Annotated in this window: 13 protein-coding genes; 5 read left to right on the top strand and 8 right to left on the bottom strand. The window is 61.5% G+C overall.

Annotated elements, in window-relative coordinates:
* The first annotated feature begins 15 nt into the window (after window positions 1-15).
* The 4 genes from J0O65_RS01895 (at window position 16) to J0O65_RS01880 (ending at window position 5,811) form a co-directional block, all read left to right on the top strand.
* Entirely contained in the window at window positions 16-474 is a 459-nt protein-coding gene (locus J0O65_RS01895) for a RidA family protein (RefSeq protein ID WP_070254760.1), read from the top strand.
* Between the two features lie 128 nt (window positions 475-602).
* Entirely contained in the window at window positions 603-2,033 is a 1,431-nt protein-coding gene (locus tag J0O65_RS01890; RefSeq protein ID WP_215403522.1) for an amino acid permease, read from the top strand.
* Between the two features lie 288 nt (window positions 2,034-2,321).
* Complete coding sequence (locus tag J0O65_RS01885) at window positions 2,322-3,794, top strand: amino acid permease (RefSeq protein WP_215403520.1); 1,473 nt, start codon at window positions 2,322-2,324, stop codon at window positions 3,792-3,794.
* Window positions 3,795-3,861: 67 nt separating this feature from the next.
* Entirely contained in the window at window positions 3,862-5,811 is a 1,950-nt protein-coding gene (locus J0O65_RS01880; RefSeq protein ID WP_251373229.1) for a S9 family peptidase, read from the top strand.
* Window positions 5,812-5,827: 16 nt separating this feature from the next.
* Here J0O65_RS01880 and J0O65_RS01875 read toward each other — a convergent pair whose 3' ends face one another.
* Together J0O65_RS01875 and J0O65_RS01870 are read right to left on the bottom strand one after the other, a co-directional pair.
* Entirely contained in the window at window positions 5,828-7,978 is a 2,151-nt protein-coding gene (locus J0O65_RS01875; RefSeq protein WP_215403519.1) for an FUSC family protein, read from the bottom strand.
* Between the two features lie 90 nt (window positions 7,979-8,068).
* Entirely contained in the window at window positions 8,069-9,757 is a 1,689-nt protein-coding gene (locus tag J0O65_RS01870) for a M14 family zinc carboxypeptidase (RefSeq protein ID WP_215403517.1), read from the bottom strand.
* Window positions 9,758-9,909: 152 nt separating this feature from the next.
* Here J0O65_RS01870 and J0O65_RS01865 point away from each other — a divergent pair, with 152 nt between their 5' ends.
* Window positions 9,910-10,482 carry a hypothetical protein gene (locus tag J0O65_RS01865; protein WP_215403515.1) on the top strand — a complete coding sequence of 191 codons (573 nt, stop codon included), beginning with the start codon at window positions 9,910-9,912 and terminating at the stop codon, window positions 10,480-10,482.
* An 81-nt stretch (window positions 10,483-10,563) separates the two neighbouring features.
* Here J0O65_RS01865 and J0O65_RS01860 read toward each other — a convergent pair whose 3' ends face one another.
* From J0O65_RS01860 to purB, 6 genes are all read right to left on the bottom strand, one after another.
* Window positions 10,564-12,717: a S46 family peptidase gene (locus J0O65_RS01860; protein ID WP_215403513.1), complete on the bottom strand. Its 2,154-nt coding sequence runs from the start codon at window positions 12,715-12,717 to the stop codon at window positions 10,564-10,566.
* Window positions 12,718-13,023: 306 nt separating this feature from the next.
* Window positions 13,024-13,293, bottom strand: a complete 270-nt coding sequence (locus J0O65_RS01855) for a GlsB/YeaQ/YmgE family stress response membrane protein (protein ID WP_215403511.1) — start codon at window positions 13,291-13,293, stop codon at window positions 13,024-13,026.
* 166 nt (window positions 13,294-13,459) lie between these two features.
* Window positions 13,460-14,035, bottom strand: coding sequence for a YceI family protein (locus tag J0O65_RS01850; protein ID WP_215403510.1), 576 nt, complete (start codon window positions 14,033-14,035; stop codon window positions 13,460-13,462).
* A gap of 131 nt (window positions 14,036-14,166) precedes the next feature.
* Entirely contained in the window at window positions 14,167-14,721 is a 555-nt protein-coding gene (locus J0O65_RS01845; protein WP_215403507.1) for a YceI family protein, read from the bottom strand.
* A 43-nt stretch (window positions 14,722-14,764) separates the two neighbouring features.
* A complete protein-coding gene (locus J0O65_RS01840; RefSeq protein ID WP_152250655.1) occupies window positions 14,765-15,289 on the bottom strand; it encodes a cytochrome b in 525 nt (174 codons plus the stop codon).
* 185 nt (window positions 15,290-15,474) lie between these two features.
* Window positions 15,475-16,854 carry an adenylosuccinate lyase gene (gene purB, locus J0O65_RS01835; protein ID WP_215403505.1) on the bottom strand — a complete coding sequence of 460 codons (1,380 nt, stop codon included), beginning with the start codon at window positions 16,852-16,854 and terminating at the stop codon, window positions 15,475-15,477.
* Window positions 16,855-16,975 lie beyond the last annotated feature (121 nt).

The raw sequence follows: 16,975 nt of genomic DNA, 5'->3' as shown, positions 1-16,975 counted from the left end.
TCTTGGAGAAATAGCATGTCGTTTTACGAAAAACTCAAAGCCCTCAACATTGAACTGCCAGTCGTTGCCGCGCCAGCTGCCGCCTACGTGATGCATGCCCGCACGGGCAACACCGTCTTCCTGTCCGGCCACCTGGCCAAGAAGGATGGCAAGGTCTGGGTCGGTCAACTGGGCAAGGACGTCACCACGGAAGAAGGCAAGATCGCCGCGCGCGGCATCGCCATCGAACTGATCGCCACCCTGCAAGACGCCTGCGGCGGCGACTTGAACAAGGTCAAGCGCATCGTCAAGGTCATGAGCCTGGTCAACTCCACTTCCACATTCACGGAACAGCACCTGGTGACCAATGGCGCTTCGGAACTGTTCGTCGAAGTCTTCGGCGACAGCGGCAAGCACGCCCGCTCCGCCTTTGGCGTGGCGCAAATCCCGCTGGGCGCTTGCGTCGAGATCGAGCTGATCGCCGAACTGGCCTGACGAACTAGCCTGATGAGCTGAGCATGCCGGCGATTGCCGCCGGCTCGCCTTTTCCTCCTTTCCAGCAAGAGCGGAACCGCCATTGGGGTGGAGGGATCGGTGTATTCAAGAAAAAACGGAGACACGTAATGAAAACGAGTGAACAAGGCTTGCACCGCGGCCTGGGCGAGCGGCAGATCCGCCTGATGGCGCTGGGCGCCGCGATTGGCGTGGGCCTGTTTTTGGGTTCCGGCAACGCCATCAAGATGGCCGGTCCCGGCATCATGCTGTCCTACATCATCGGTGGCGCGGTCATCTTCATGATCATGCGCGCGCTGGGCGAAATGGCCGTGCACAATCCCGTGGCCGGCTCCTTCAGCCGCTACGCCCAGGATTACCTGGGACCCCTGCAAGGCTACCTGACGGGCTGGAACTACTGGTTCCTGTGGCTGGTCACCTGCGTGGCGGAAATTACCGCCGTCGCCATCTACATGGGCATCTGGTTCCCCGACGTGCCGCGCTGGATCTGGGCCCTGGCCGCCCTCGGCTCCATGGGCGCCATCAACCTGCTGGCCGTGAAAGCCTACGGCGAGTTCGAGTTCTGGTTCGCCCTGATCAAGGTGGTCACCATCATCCTGATGATCGTCGGCGGCACGGGCATGATCATCTTCGGTCTCGGCAACGGCGGCGTGGCCGTCGGCATCTCGAACCTGTGGACGCATGGCGGCTTCTTCCCGAATGGCGCGCAGGGCGTGCTGATGTCCTTGCAGATGGTGATGTTTGCCTACCTGGGCGTGGAAATGATCGGCCTGACGGCCGGCGAAGCGGCGAACCCGAAGAAATCGATTCCCGACGCCATCAATTCCGTGTTCTGGCGCATCCTGATTTTCTATGTCGGCGCGCTGTTCGTCATCCTGTCGATCTACCCATGGAATGAAATCGGCACCACCGGCAGCCCGTTCGTCATGACGTTCGAACGCCTGGGCATCAAGACGGCCGCCGGCATCATCAACTTCGTCGTGCTGACGGCGGCCTTGTCGTCGTGCAATGGCGGTATCTTCAGCACCGGTCGCATGCTGTACAACCTGGCGCTGCAAGGCCAGGCGCCGAAGGCGTTTGCGGAAACGACGGCCAGCGGCGTGCCGCGCCGCGCCATCCTGGTGTCCGTCGTGGCGTTGCTGCTGGGCGTGCTGCTGAACTACATGGTGCCGGAAAAAGTGTTTATCTGGGTCACGTCGATCTCCACCTTCGGCGCCGTCTGGACCTGGGGCGTGATCCTGGTCACGCAGATCCAGTTCCGCAAGACCTTGACGCCGCTGGAAATCAAGAACCTGGCCTTCCGCATGCCGTTCGCGCCCTACGGTTCCTGGATTTCGCTGGCGTTCCTGGCGCTGGTGATCGGCCTGATGGCGTATTTCCCCGATACGCGCATCGCCCTGATGGTGGGACCGGCCTGGCTGATCCTGCTGACGGTGCTGTATTACGCACTGGGCCTGGCGCCGAAAGAGCGCCGCGACGACGTGCCGCAAGGCTACGAGGCAGGCTGGCCAACGGCCGACGTGCCACACGTCAAGAAGTAATCCAGCGTCGTCGAGCTGAGTCAACAGCGCGCCCCTGCCCCTGCAGCGGCGCGCTTTTTCTTTCATATTGGCAATTCCATGCCCCGCTAGCGCCCATGCGCATTTCGCGGCGCACGCCTGGCGTTGTTTCCTTGCATCAAAGTTCTGTTTAGCTGAGCCGATGAAAGCCCTATAATCGCTTAGTTTTGAAAATGGACGCGATCTTTCCGGTTTTTTCCAGGTGGGGCCGGAGCGCTATTTGTTTTTACCCGTCATGCGAAAATACGTGTGCCTCATAAAGGAAGTCTAGTGAGCCAAACCCTGGTCCAGAAAATTTGCCGCACCAAGCCGATCGATACCACGGTCGAATATGGTGAAGGCCTCAGCAGCAGCGGCTTGAGCCGATCCATCGGCCTGTTTTCCCTCACCATGATCGGCGTGGGCGCCACCATCGGCACGGGCATTTTCTTTACCATGGTCGAAGCCGTCCCCAAGGCGGGCCCGTCGGTTGTCCTGTCTTTCCTGATCGCCGCCATCACGGCCGGCCTGACGGCCTTGTGCTATGCGGAGCTGTCGTTCCGCATTCCCGCCTCCGGCTCCTCGTATTCGTTCGCCTACGCCACCGTGGGCGAGTTCCTTGCCTTCATCATGGCCGCCTGCCTGCTGCTCGAATACGGCTTGGCGGGCAGTGCCGTGGCCATTGGCTGGTCGTCCTACCTGAACAACTTCCTGGAAAATGCCTTCGGCTGGCACATCCCCGAGATGCTGCGCACGCCGATGATCGTTTCCGGACCGCATGGCATGGAATTTCATGCCGGCCACATCAACCTGCCGCCGATCTTTTTGATCTGCATGTGCGGCTTCCTGCTGCTGCGCGGCGCCAAGGAATCGGCCCTGATGAACGCCATCATGGTCATCATCAAGCTGGCGATCCTCGTGTTTTTCATCGTCATCGCGTTTTCCGGCTTCAATGCCGACAATTTCTTCCCCTTCTTTAATACCGACAACAGCAAGGGCTTTGCCGGCATGACGGGCGTCACGGCGGCGGCCGGCACCGTGTTCTTCTCCTTCATCGGCCTCGATACGGTGGCGACGGCGGGAGATGAAGTGAAAAATCCCACGCGCAATGTGCCGCGCGGCATCCTCGGCGCCTTGCTCATCGTCACCGTGTTTTATCTGCTGGTGGCCGTGGCGGCCCTGGGCGCGCAACAGGCGAAATTGTTCGAAGGCCAGGAAGCGGGCCTGGCGGTGATCCTGCAAAACGTCACGGGCAAGACCTGGCCCGCGCTGGTGCTGTCGGCCGGCGCCGTCATTTCCGTCTTCAGCGTCACCCTGGTGACGATCTATGGCCAGACGCGCATCCTGTTTGCCGTCAGCCGCGACGGCCTGATCCCGAAATCGTTCCAGAAGATCCACCCGCGCACCCTGGTACCGGTCAGCAATACCATCATCGTTTGCCTGGTGGTGGCCGTGGTGGCGGGCTCCGTCGATGCCACTTACCTGTGGGATATGGTCAGCATTGGTACCCTGACGGCCTTCATGGTGGTCTCGATCGCCGTGCCGGTGCTGCGCCACAAGCAGGGCGCCAACCGCATCGAAGGTTTCAGCGTGCCGTTCGGGCCGTACGTGATTCCTGGCCTCAGCGTGCTCGCTTGCCTGTACATCATGCGCGATTTGCCGCATACGACCTTTGTCGTGTTCAGTGTGTGGATGGCGGTGACGGTGGCCATTTATTTCCTGTACAGCATGCGGCATTCGCACCTGGGCAAGCAGGCCCGCTGATGCAGTCTGTTCCATCCGAAACCGCCGCGCTTGCCGGCGGTTTTTTTTATTTCTAACCGGAATTTACATGATGAAAATAACTGATCTGGCCGCTTGCGGCTTGCTGGCAAGCAGCCTTCTGGGCACCCTGGCACAGGCCGCTCCTGTCACCGATCCGGCCTTGCGCGATTACCGTGCCGTCGCCCTGTCGGCCAATGGCCAGCGCATCGCCGCCATCGAATCGAGCAAGGCGGGCGAGCAGCCGCAGCGTCCGCACGCGGCCATCGTCGTGCGCGACGCTGCCAACGGCGCCATCGTGCAGCAATTCGATCCGTGCGCCGTTTGTTCCTACGACAAGCCCAGCTGGTCGCCCGATGGCAGGCAGCTGGCCTTCGTCGGCTACGACGCCAAGGCGGGCACGGCGCAGCTATACCTGGCCACCCTGTCGCAGGCGCAAGCGCAGATGTTGACCAGTATCAAGGGCGTGGCCAGCACGGCGCGCTGGTCGCCCGATGGCAAGCAGCTGGCCCTGCTGGCGACGGTGGGCGCGCGCAAGCTGGCCGGCGCCGTGGAGGCGGGCGCACGCCAGGTGGGGGAGGTGGGCAGCGAAGACGATGCCCAGCGCATCGCCGTCGTGCCTGTCAGCGGCGGAGAGTTGCGCTTGTTGTCGCCGGTGGACACCTATGTGTATGAATACAGCTGGACGCCCGATGGCCGCGGCTTTGTTGCCACCAGCGCGCAAGGTAATGGCGACAGCAACTGGTGGGTCGCCAAGCTCAGCCATATCGATGCGGCCACGGGCGCCCTGCGCGTGATCGCGTCACCGGCCATGCAGCTGAACCTGCCTTCCGTCTCGCCAGACGGCAAGACGGTGGCCTTCATCGGCGGCCTGATGAGCGATTTCGGCTCCATCGGCGGCGATATTTACACCGTAGCGCTGGCTGGCGGCACGCCGCGCAATCTCACACCCGACTATCGCGGCACCTTCAATGGCGTCGTCTGGCGCGGCGCCGGCTTGCTGGCGACGGCCCTGATCGATTCGCAGCTGGCGCTGGTGCCCGTCGATGCGCAAAGCGGCCCCGGCCAACCTGTGCCGCTCGGAGAACTGAGCAGCAGCGGCAGCGATGGCCGCCTGTCGTTCAGCGCCGATGGCCGGCAAGCGGCGGCCGCACAGGAAGATTTTACGCACGCCAGTTATCTGGTGGCGGGGCCCGTGGGCCAGCTGAAAAAGATCACGCGCGACAATGACGGCTTTGCGCCGCAGCTGACGGTGCAAAACGTGGGCTGGACCAACGAGCAATACAAGGTGCAAGGCTGGCTGCTGGGGCCGTTGAAAACGGATGCCGGCAAGCGCTACCCGATGATCGTCAACGTGCATGGCGGCCCCGGCGCGGCCGCCTCGCCCCGTTACGTGGCGGCGAGCACCCTGATCCATGAACTGACGCAAAAGGGCTATTTCGTCTTCCTGCCGAATCCGCGCGGCAGCTTTGGCCAGGGCCAGGCATTTACCCGCGCCAACATGGCCGACTTCGGCGGCGGCGACTGGCGCGACATTCTCGCGGGCATCGATGCGGTGCAAGCAGTGGCGCCTGTCGACGGCCAGCGCCTGGGCCTGATCGGCCACTCGTACGGCGGCTTCATGACCATGTGGGGCGTCACGCACAGCGACCGCTTCAAGGCGGCCGTGGCGGGCGCGGGAGTATCGAACTGGATCAGCTATTACGGCCAGAACGGCATCAACCAGTGGATGATCCCGTTCTTTGGCGCCTCCGCGTATGACAAGCCGGAAGTCTACCGCCGTGCCTCGCCCATCGAATCGATCAAGGCGGCCAAGACGCCGACCCTGATCTATGTGGGCGAGCGCGACGTGGAAACGCCGGCCGCCCAGTCGCTGGAATTCTGGCACGGCTTGCGCGCCATGGGCGTGCCGTCCAGCCTGTTCATCTACGACGGCGAAGGCCATTCCTTCCGCAAGCCCGAGCACCAGCGCGACTTGCAGAAGCGCACCGTTGCTTGGTTCGAACAGTATCTGAAGTAAATCCCAGGGGTGTGGCTTAGCGTGGCGAAATAATGTGCACGATCGCCGCGCTATGTATGACGATCTTGTCCGCATCCGCCTGCAACAGCCTGATGCGGCGCTGCACCAGCGGCCAGCCCGACCAGGCCACGTCGCTGACGGGCGGTGCGGGCGGGGGCGCCAGCGGGGCGCTGATGGCGGCCTTGTTGTCGAGTTGTTCCAGCGCGCGCGACAGGGTCAAACACACTTGCGTATGGCTGTGGCCGAGCAAGGCGTTGACGGGCGCGACAGGCAGCTGGCTGGCATGGCGACCGAGGATAGAGCGCAGCGCCGCCACGTGGGCGACCAATAAATAATTTTGCACGATGAACAGGTTGATGTCTTCCACGGCCCGCTGCTTGCTGGCCGGTTCATCGAGCATGCGCACCAGCGCCGAACTGAGCGCGGCCAGGCTGTCCATCAGGCGCTTGCGTTCGATGCGGTAGGCGAAGTCATCGAAGCATTTCCCCTGCAGCAGCGCGAAGCTGGCCTGCATATAGCTGAGATTCACATTCAGCACCTGGCGCACGAGGCGAGGCAGGCTCTGGTATTCCCAGTTGGCCAGTACGAAGCTGAACACGGTCGCCACAAACGCGCCGATCAGGGTGTCGATCAGGCGCTCGCTGACGAGGTTCGGATTGCTGGGCGCCACCAGGTGCATTTGCAGCAAGATCATCAGGCTCACGGCGATGGCCGTGTAGCGGTAGCGCAAATAGATGAAGGTGGGCGTGGCCACGATGGAGAGAAATAAAATGGCCATCAGCACGATATTGCTGTGCACGAAGCGGATCACGATGGCCGTGACCACGCAGCCGATGATGGTGCCGATGATGCGGTCGGCGCGGCGCTGGCGCGTCATGCTGAAGGTGGGGCGCAGGATGATGACGATGGTCAATACGATCCAGTAGCTGTGCGCGGCATACGGCAGCCAGTGGCCGATCAGCAATCCGACGGAAATGGCCATCGACACGCGCAGCGCGAAGCGGAACACGGGCGAGTCCAGGCGCAGGTTAGCCAGCAGGGTCTTCAGTTCGTATTTCTGCTGCGACAGGAATGGCGCCATGTCCGCGCCGCTCCAGAACGGCACGTTGTCGTAGACTTTTTGCGTCGCCAGGTGCAGTTCACCGATCATCTTCAGAATCGCGCGGATCTTGTTGCGCTGCGCGCGCAAGGTCGCCAGCGCTTCCTGCGCGCCGTCGCCTTTTGCGTTCAGGCGGGCAATTTCCGCTTCGATATCGGCCCATTCCTTGTCATAGTTGATCTGCGCATACGAGGCGCGCTTGCGCGTGACGGCGTAGGCGACAGACTCGATGTCGCGCGCCGCCTTGTAAGCCAGGTCGTGCAAGGATTTCAAGACGTCGGAGTCGGCCAGGTGCTGGCGCAGCAGCGCGTAATCCGTGTGCGTGGAAAGGATCAGTTCATACAGATCCAGCATGCACACGTGCACCTGCACGACGATGGCGTCCTTGCTGTTCTTGTGGCTGCGCAAGATCAAGTCGCGCGACGCCTGCTGGCGGTCGGCCAGGATGCTTTGATGGCGCACCAGCTTGTTGAACTGCTCCGTCAAATTAAAACGCGTGTCGTAGAAATCGGCCTTGATGTCGATGTAGGCGGCCAGTTCGAACAGGGCTTCGGCCAGCACTTGCTGTTTGATGCGGTGGCGCAAGACCCAGGCGATGGCCATGGCATAGGCCAGATAAATCAAGCCCCCCAGCATGAACAGGCCCGCGTGGTGGAACGATTGCTGCCACGTCATCTGGTGCTCCATCGACATGGTCATGATGAACAGGGCGGCCAGTTGCAGGGGCATGGATTTCTTGCCGTACACCACCATCATGCTGGCGAGAAAGCTGACGAGGACCAGCACCGTCATCAACAGCCACTGCACCGGGCCGCACAGACTGATGAGTAAGGTGACGGCGCTGCACAGCAGCACGGAAGCGAGCATTTCATTGAACTTGTGGCGCAGGGGGCTGGGCATGTCCATCAGGGTCGTGCACAAGGCGCCGATGCACACCGTCATGGCGGTGGCGCTGTCGCTGATTTCCTGGACCAGCAAGGCTAGGCCGACGAGCCCGATGGCCACGCGCAAGCCCAGGTAAAAATAATGGCTGTAAATAAAGGTGCGCAGGTTCAGTGCGTAGTGCATGGGATTACCTTGTGGGCAGGGCACAGAAAGAGGCGCCGCACCGGGATCTCCGATGCGGCGCCAGGATGTTGTAGTCGCTACAGCCTTGCTTTACATCAGGGCGATCACTGGATAGCGCCGCCATTCCGGCTCGGCAAAGCGCTGGCAGTGTGCAAAGATGAAGTCCAGCACGGCTTCCTGATTGCTCAGCAAGGCCGGATTGGCCGCTTTCCAGTCGGCGAATTTGGCCGCCAGCGCCGGCTCGTCGCGCAGCAGCTCGGAGGCCATATCCTCGAACACATAATCGGAATACGCTTCCTTCTTTTCCAGCACGCTGTTGAAGAAGCCCCAGCGGAAGAAGCTGTCGTGCGCCTGCGGTTCCAGGGTTTCCACGGCATAACGCGCGTTGTCCTGGTCCAGGCTGACGACATAATCGCCCGCCTGCACGGTGAATTCGCCCGTGCGCGCTTCCAGTTCCACCGTGTCGTGGAACATGTGGCCTTCGTAGGCGGTGGCGCGCGTGCCGACATCGGTGATGTGGTAGTAGCGCGCCGTTAGCGTCTGTTCGGTGGTGATGCGGTGCATTTCGACGCCGTTCCAGCGCAGGCGCTCGATCACTTCGCACCAGGCCTGCGGCACGATGTAGGCTTTTGGCGCGGCGACGGTGACGTCGGCGTCGAAGCGGTTGTAATACGCGATATCGCGTTCCCACGGCTGCGAACGGTCGTAGGACAGGCGCTGGTAGTTGCCCAGGATACTAGGCGTGTACTGCGCCGCGTAGCCCTTGAAGGGGAAGGTCGAGGCTTGCTCTTCGTTCATGGCCCAGTGGATCGGCCATGCGGCTTGCGTGCGTCCCGCCGCCTTGGCCTGTGCGCGCAATTGCTGGATCTGTTCGCCGTGTTCGACGGTAAACGCCATGGTGATGTCGAGCAGGGCGCGCATGGAGGCGTAGCGGTCGGCAAACGGTTTCAGCATGTGCGTTTCTGGCATGAAGCCGATGACGTGATGCAAGGCCGCAAACCCGGTCGAGAAACGGGGTACTTCGAGGAATTCGGCGATGCCGTGGTCGGGGCTATCCTTGACGGGATTGACGTACGGGCAGGTAGGCCAGCCAGCGCTTTCCATTTGCGCAAAGATGTGCGGCAGCATGGTGTCTTGCAGGAAGGGGCCCAAGCCATTGCCCAGCTTATCCGTCTGCGTGTGAATCAGGGTCATCGTGTACGGGTAGTCGGCGCCGTTCGACGTGTGGGTGTCGACCATCACGTCCGGGTCCCAGCTGGCCAGCAGGCGGTTGAACACTTGCGCGTTCAGGCTGTCGCACTTGATGAAATCGCGGTTCAGGTCCAGGTGGCGGCTGTTGCCGCGGAAACCGAATTGCTCCGGGCCATCCTGGTTCACGCGCGACGTATTGGCGCGGTTCAGGCTGCCATCGACGTTGTAGATCGGAATGAACAGCAGCACGGTGCCGCCCAGCGCCGCCAGGCGCGCAGAATCCGTGCAGAGGTCGCGCACGATGGCCATGCAGGCGTCGATGCCTTCCGGTTCGCCCGGGTGGATGCCGTTGTTGTTGAAGAACACGGTGCGGCCCGCGCGCTTGATTTGCTCGCGGTCGAACACGCCGTCGGCGCTGACGACGCCAGCATGGATGGGCACGCCCGAATCGGACAGGCCGATCTGTTCGAAATGCAGCACCTGCGGGTAGCGTGCGGCGAGATCCTTGTAGAAGGTGATGCATTCCAGCCAGGTCGTGGTCTGGTTGTGGTTACCGAGTTCGTAGGTCGTGCGCAAGTCTGGTGGCATAGCGGTCTGAGTCTGGGAGGGGGAAGGCGCGCTGGGTAAGTACGCCCGCTAGGGGCCAATTGTAGCACCGGCGCCGTGGGCTTGATGTGCAGCAGCAGGCAAGTGCCGCACTTGTGTTATGAATACGTTTCACGCGCAAGGATGGAGGCGGCATGGGCAAGGCGGCGATGGCGGCGCTGGTGTGGTGGGCTGGCATGGCGGCACAGGCGGCGCCATTGCGCTTGCCAGCAGGCAAGGAGCCCGTGGCGCAGGGCGGCTCCGTCACGGCCGCCGCGCGGGGCGCGCTGATACGCTACCGGGGCTGGCTGCTGGCACTCGATGGCGCGGTGCCGGAAGAGCGGCCCGACCTTTTGCTGGCGTCGGCCGATGCGCGCGAGGCGCCACAGCTGCGGATCGGCGCCACGCAGCGCGGCTTGCCACTGTGGTCAGCCTCCGAGCTCGTCAAGGGAAGCACGCACCTGCGCATCACGGCGCTGCCGGGGCCGGATGAGATTCCCGCGCTGCTGCTGGACTTTGGCGATGGCGACTACCGCATCGTGATTCCCGCCGCCCCCATCGAGCGGCAAGCCTATCCCATACTGGCGCGGCGCTTTCCCGGCGCGGACCTGGCCTTGCTGCTGCAGGACGGCCGGCGCGTGATGCTGCCGCTGGGAAGTGGCCGGGCGCAGGTGTTTGGCGCGGAGCAAGCCGTGCCCTACCGCTTTGCCAAGGTAAGAAAACGCTAGGCGAAAAAAAGCCACTCCCGCAGGAGTGGCTCAGGGAACAACCGCCCGTTGCCGGGCTTATTAGTTGTTGTTATCCGCGAATTACTCGGCGCCCATTTCTTTCAGCAGGTTGTCTGCGTGGTCGATGTGTTTCATGTTCCACAGCATGTAGCGCAGGTCGACCTGGATCGAACGGGTATTGGCCTTGTTGTAGTCCCAATCGGAAATGATCGAGTCCAGCGTACCATCGAATGCCAGGCCGATGAATTCGCCCTTGGCGTTCAGGGCAGCCGAACCGGAGTTGCCGCCGGTGATGTCCAGGGTGGCCAGGTAGTCGACCGGCACGGTTTTCAGCTTGGGATCGACGAATTTACCGAAGTCCTTGGCTTTGATCGCGGCCAGTTGATTCGCCGGTGCGTTGAACTCGCCCTGGCCCGTGGCTTTGGCGGCGACGCCATTGACGGTGGTGAAGGCGGTCCAGGTGGTGCCGTCGGCGCCATGGTCACGGCCGGCCACTTTGCCGAACGTCACGCGCAGGGTGCTGTTGGCGTCAGGATAGACGGCTTGGCCCTTGCTCTTCATGAAGGCGATCTTTGCTTTCATGTAGTTGGCGTAGGCTTGCTGGATCTTGCCGGCCAGTTCTTCGTCTTCCGCTTCGTTTTTCAGCGAATCCGGGTACATGGCGACGGCGGCCTGGATGAAGCTGTCATTGCTGGCCTGGAATTCGGCTGGCGTGCGTTTCAGCCATGCTGCGCGCTCGGCTTTGTCGGCCAGCTTGCTGCCCGCATACAGTTTGTCCAGGGCGGCCGACAGGTCGGCTGGCGACATGCCGTCCTTGATGCCGATGGCGGCGTCGAAGCTGGCGCGGCGTTGGGCTGCCGGTTGCGCGGCGTACTTGGTCAGGCTGTTCAGCACCAGCGCCTTGTCGACTTTTTCATCGTAGGTGCGCTCGACCGAGGTGATGCCCGCTTCCAGGCGCGGCAAATCGCGCGTCTGGTAGCCGGACTTGCGTTCCGTGTCGGCCTTGGTGCCTTCGTTCGACAAACGGTACAGGCTGCGTGCCGTGCTCAGCAGGCGCGGCTGTGCGTAGCTGAGGAAGAAATCGCGCTTGGTGTCGGCATCGCGCTCGGCGATCAGCTTTTCCACTTGCTCGATATCGCCGGCAAATTCGGCCTTGCGTGCTGGCGTGGCGTTGACCCAGGCCTTCAGTGCTTCGTGTTCCGTCGTCTTGCGCGCCAGGAAGTCGCTGCCGGCGTACGAGTCCAGCATGCCTTGGCGGTTCTTGTAGTAATTGTTCACGCCAGCGACCTGACCCGCGTATTTCAGGGCCACGTCCTTGTTGTCCTTGGTTTCGCGCGCGATGATGGCCAGGGTTTCGCCCGACGCTTTCACGAAGGCCGGGTAGTTCCAGTCAAACGTGTAGGCCACTTCCGATGGCAGGCGGTGACGGTTGGTGCGGCCAGGGTAGCCCAGGACCATCACGAAATCGCCTTCCTTCAAGCCATCCTTGGCCAGTTTCAGCACGTGTTTTGGCTGGTAAGGCACGTTGTCCTTGCTGAAGTCGGCAGCCTTGCCATCCTTGCTCACGTAGGCGCGGTAGAAGCCGTAGTCGCCCGTGTGGCGCGGCCACATCCAGTTGTCGGTGTCGCCGCCGAACTTGCCCACGCCCGCTGGTGGCGCGTGCACGAGACGCACGTCGCGGATTTCCAGTTGCTTGATCAGGTAGAACTCCAGGCCGCCGTAGTAGGCCGACACGGTGCAGCGGAAACCGGCTTCTTTTTCGCATTCGGCGACCAGTTTCTTCTGGTTTTTCTCGATCGCGTCGATGCGTGCCTTGCCTTGCAGCTTGGCCACGTCGGCGGTGATGATCTTGTCGCTGACATTGGTCACGGCCGAGGTAACGAAGATGCGGCTGCCTGGGGCGGCCGGCAATTCTTCAGCGAACGTCTTGGCCAGGAAGCCGTTGGCCAGCAAATCGCGCTCCTTGGTCGAATTGACCGCCACGCTGTTGTAGACGCAATGGTGGTTGGTGGCAACGAGGCCTTGCGGCGAGACGAACGAGGCCGAGCAGCCGCCCAGGCTGACGATGGCGCCCATCGGGAATTCGGTCAGTTTGGTCAGGTTGGTCGGATCGAGTTTCAGTCCGGCCGCTTTCAGTTCCTTGGCTACTTGTGGCAGCTGTTGGGGCATCCACATGCCTTCGTCGGCGTGTGCGAAGTTGCTCAGGATGGCGAGCGCGATGAGAGATTTTTTCATTCGAGTTCTGTTCTTTTACATTGTAGGGAAGTCGGAATCAGCGGAGTACCCGCTGATTGTGCAGCGGGCGACATAGAGTATCCGTATCGAACTCGCACTAGTCAATCACATTTTCCGGGCTGCATGTTCGCGCGCACTTATTTTAAAGGCAGGATTTGCGCTGGTGTCGGGGCTGGAGCCGGCTGCCAAGGCGCATTTTTCCGTGCGACGGCTGTGGTATTGTCCATACAATTATCCTGCCGGCAATAAAAAATGGCCGGGCGCTTGCCCGGCCCGGCCACTTGCTCGGCGCTGCTTTTTTCCTGCCTAGCGTATTTTGCCGCGGCGCAAAAGATTCACGATGCCCAGCAGGATCACGGCGCCCAGGAACGAGACCAGCAGCGAAGACAGGCTGAAATTGTCGCTATTGATGGTGCCCGTGCCGAACAGGGGCGCCAGCAGCCAGCCGCCCAGGAAGGCGCCCACGATACCGACGACGATATTGAGGAAGATGCCCTGCTGTGCATTGGTTTTCATGACCATGCTGGCCAGCCAGCCGATGATGCCGCCAATAACGATCCAGATAATGAAATTCATGTAGTCCTCCGCGCGATGGGTGAGTGGGGTGCCATGTCAGAACAACATCATGCCAACGGATAGTGATGCCGCACGATAGAAAAGTCCAGCGGATTTGCGCTGCGCATGCAAAAGCCCGCCTGGCTGCGGGGCAGCGAGGCGGGCTGGTCATGCGGCAAGGCTGTGTTTAGTCGGCCTTGATGGCTTCGACCTGGATGGCCAGCTTGACTTCCGGCGAGAACGCCGGCATGCCGTAGTTCAGGCCAAAGTCGCTGCGCTTGAATTGCGCCGTGGCGTCGGCGCCGCACACTTCACGCTTGTAGCGCGGGTGCATGATGCACTTGAACTTGCTCACGTTCAGCTTGACGGGCTTGGTCACGCCCAGCAGGGTCAGTTCGCCATCGACTTCCACCAGTTGCTCGCCGTTGAACTTGAGCGATGTGCTCTTGTAGGTGATCTGCGGGAATTTCTCGACGTTGAACATGTCCGCTTTTTTCGCGTGCGTATTCATGGCGTCGAGGCCGAAGTCGATCGAGTCGGCATCGATGACCAGGTCCAGGCTGCCGCTCTTGGCGGCGCGGTCCAGGGCGACCGTCCCCTTGGTCTTGTTGAACTTGCCGCGCCACACCGACATGCCCATGTGATCGGCTTCAAAACTGGGGAAAGTGTGCGTCGGATCGAGGTTGTAGGTATCGGTGGCGGCCATGGCCGAACCCGCGCCGGCGGCTGCCAGCACGGCGATCATCAAGTGCGAAAATTTCATGCAGGTCCTAAAGGGTTGTGGGGTTGTTTTTGCTAACGTCTGAAAAACGTTCAGGACAAGGCGCCTTGCCGAAGGCAGTACGCACGTACGACGAGGCAAGAGCAACGCAGTCATGGACGTTTTCTCAGGCGTTACTGAGCCGAAACATGGAACTTGATCGTAACCTCGTCGGCAACCATGCTCGTGTCCTTCCACTCGCCTTCGCCGATGTTGTAGGTCAGGCGCTTGATCGGCAGGGCGCCGTCGAACGCATATTTGCCGCCGTCGGCTTTCACCGCCAGGGGGAAGGTCACGTCGGTGGTCTTGCCTTTGATGCTCAGCTTGCCGCTGACCGTCAGCTTGCCCGCGCCGGCGGCCTTGATGCTGCTCGAGACAAAGGTGGCTTTCGGGAACTGGGCCGAGTTGAACCATTCTTTCTTGGCCACTTCCTTGTTGTACTCGGGGTCGCCGATATCGATGCTGGCCGTGTCGATTTCCACCGACGCTTTCGAGGCGTCCGGCGAGGCCGGGTTGTAATCGATGGCGATATTGAATTTCTTGAACTTCGCTTCCACGGGCACGTTCATTTGCTTGAACACGGCCGACACGCTGGTCTTGGCGGAATCGACTTTCAGCAAGGTGGCGGCGGTGGCGGCCACGGACAGGCCCAGCAGGGAAGCGAGGACGATGCGTTGGGTGGTTTTCATCTTATTTTTCCTGGAGTTTCAGTGAGCAAGGGTGAAATCGGTGTTACGGCAGCATGCGTTTAAGCACGCCATCTTTGTCGATAAATTGATGCTTGAGCGCCGCCAGCACATGGGCGGCCACGGCGGCGGCCATCGTCATGTTCAGAACATAATGAATCTCTTTTAAAAGTGGCTTAAGTTCCGGGTTCGGCGCCATGATGACGGGCAGCTGGAACAGGCCCAGGTAGACCACCGGCACGCCGGCGGCCAAGGTGTACAGGTAGCCGGAGACGGGCACGGCGAAGATCAGGATGTACAGCAGCACGTGCATGGCGTCGGCCGCCTTTTTTTGCCAGGCGACCATGCTGGCCGGATGCGGCGGCGGCACGTTGGCCTTGCGCCACAGCAGGCGGATGGCGGCGATGGCCAGCACGGTCACGCCCAGCCATTTATGCCACGAGAAATATTTGAGCTTGGTGGGCGTCAGACCGGGAATGTCGGTCATGACCAGGCCCATGACGAAGGCGCTGATGATCAGCAGGGCGGTCAGCCAGTGCAGGATGATGGCGGTGGTGGTGTAGCGTTGCATCGACGGCTTTCTTGAAAGTAGTACGCATTAGGACTAATTCGACCTAATATACCAAAGAAAAGCAAATTGCGCTGCGTGCTGCAGATTCTACAAGAAAGATTGCCGGAAAAACCGCGGGGCGGGCAGCATTTGTGTGCTGGCCGCCCCGCGGGAGGGGGACCGGTGGATCCCCAGGTGGAAACTGCTTAGATGGCTTTGGCCAATTGCGCCGCGATACCGATGTAGTTGCCCGGCGTCATGGTCAAGAGCACGTCCTTGGCATCTTGCGGAATGGCCAGGCCATTGACGAAGGTTTGCAGCGCTTCTTTCGAGATGCCTTTGCCGCGCGTCAACTCTTTCAGTTGCTCGTACGGGTTTTCGATGCCATAGCGGCGCATCACGGTTTGCACGGGCTCGGCCAGCACTTCCCACGTCGCGTCCAGGTCTTGCGCCAGGCGCGCAGGGTTCACTTCCAGCTTGTTCAGGCCGCGCAGGCAGCTGTCATAGGCCAGCAGGGTGTAGCCCAGGCCCACGCCGATGTTGCGCAGCACGGTCGAATCGGTCAGGTCGCGCTGCATGCGCGAGACGGGCAGTTTTTCCGACAGGTGTTTCAGCACGGCGTTGGCCAGGCCCAGGTTGCCTTCCGAGTTTTCGAAGTCGATCGGGTTGACCTTGTGCGGCATGGTCGACGAACCGATTTCGCCCGCTTTCAGTTTCTGCTTGAAGTAGCCCAGCGAGACATACGTCCAGATGTCGCGGTTCAGGTCCAGCAGGATGGTGTTGGCGCGCGCGAAGGCGTCGAACAGCTCGGCCATGTAATCGTGCGGTTCGATCTGGATGGTGTACGGGTTGAACACCAGGCCCAGGCGCTGTTCGATGACGGCCTTGGAGAATGCGGGCCAGTCGAAGCCTGGGTAGGCCGACAGGTGGGCGTTGTAGTTGCCGACGGCGCCATTCATCTTGCCGAGGATTTCCACTTGCTCAATGCGTTTCACGGCGCGCTGCAAACGGGCCACGACGTTGGCGAATTCCTTGCCCAGGGTGGTCGGGCTGGCCGTCTGGCCGTGCGTGCGCGACAGCATCGGCACGTCGGCGTTGTCGTGCGCGATCTGCGTCAGCTTGGCCACCAAGCCTTGCAGGGCCGGCAGCATCACGCCATCGCGCGCGGCCTTGAGCATCATGCCGTGCGAGGTGTTGTTGATGTCTTCCGAGGTGCAGGCGAAATGGATGAATTCCGATGCCGCCACCAGTTCCGGCACGTCCGCCACTTGTTCCTTCAGCCAGTACTCGACGGCCTTGACGTCATGGTTGGTGACCGCTTCGATGGCCTTGATGCGGGCCGCGTCGGCTTCCGAAAAGTCGGCCGCCATCTTGTCGAGCAGGGCGTTCGCTTCTGCCGAGAAAGGCTTGATTTCGACGAAACCGGCTTGCGACAGCGCTTGCAGCCAGGAGATTTCCACTTTCACGCGGTGGTGCATGAAACCGGCTTCGGACAGGATCGGGCGCAGCAGATCGGTCTTGCTGGCGTAGCGGCCATCGAGCGGAGACAGGGCCGACAGCGTGGAATACGGAGTAGTAGAAGTCATGAGAGCGGACGCAAGTTAAAGAAACGGTTGGCGTGTGGCGCGCGGGGAGGGTAGGGCTATTGCAATACAGCAACACTGACGGCGCCACAGTAAAGGGCGATTTTACCACCGCTGGCCGCCG

It is taken from the genome of Janthinobacterium sp. JC611, from assembly GCF_018682595.1.
Taxonomy (GTDB): Bacteria; Pseudomonadota; Gammaproteobacteria; order Burkholderiales; family Burkholderiaceae_D; genus Janthinobacterium.
This window is presented reverse-complemented; position numbering and strand designations above follow the sequence as displayed.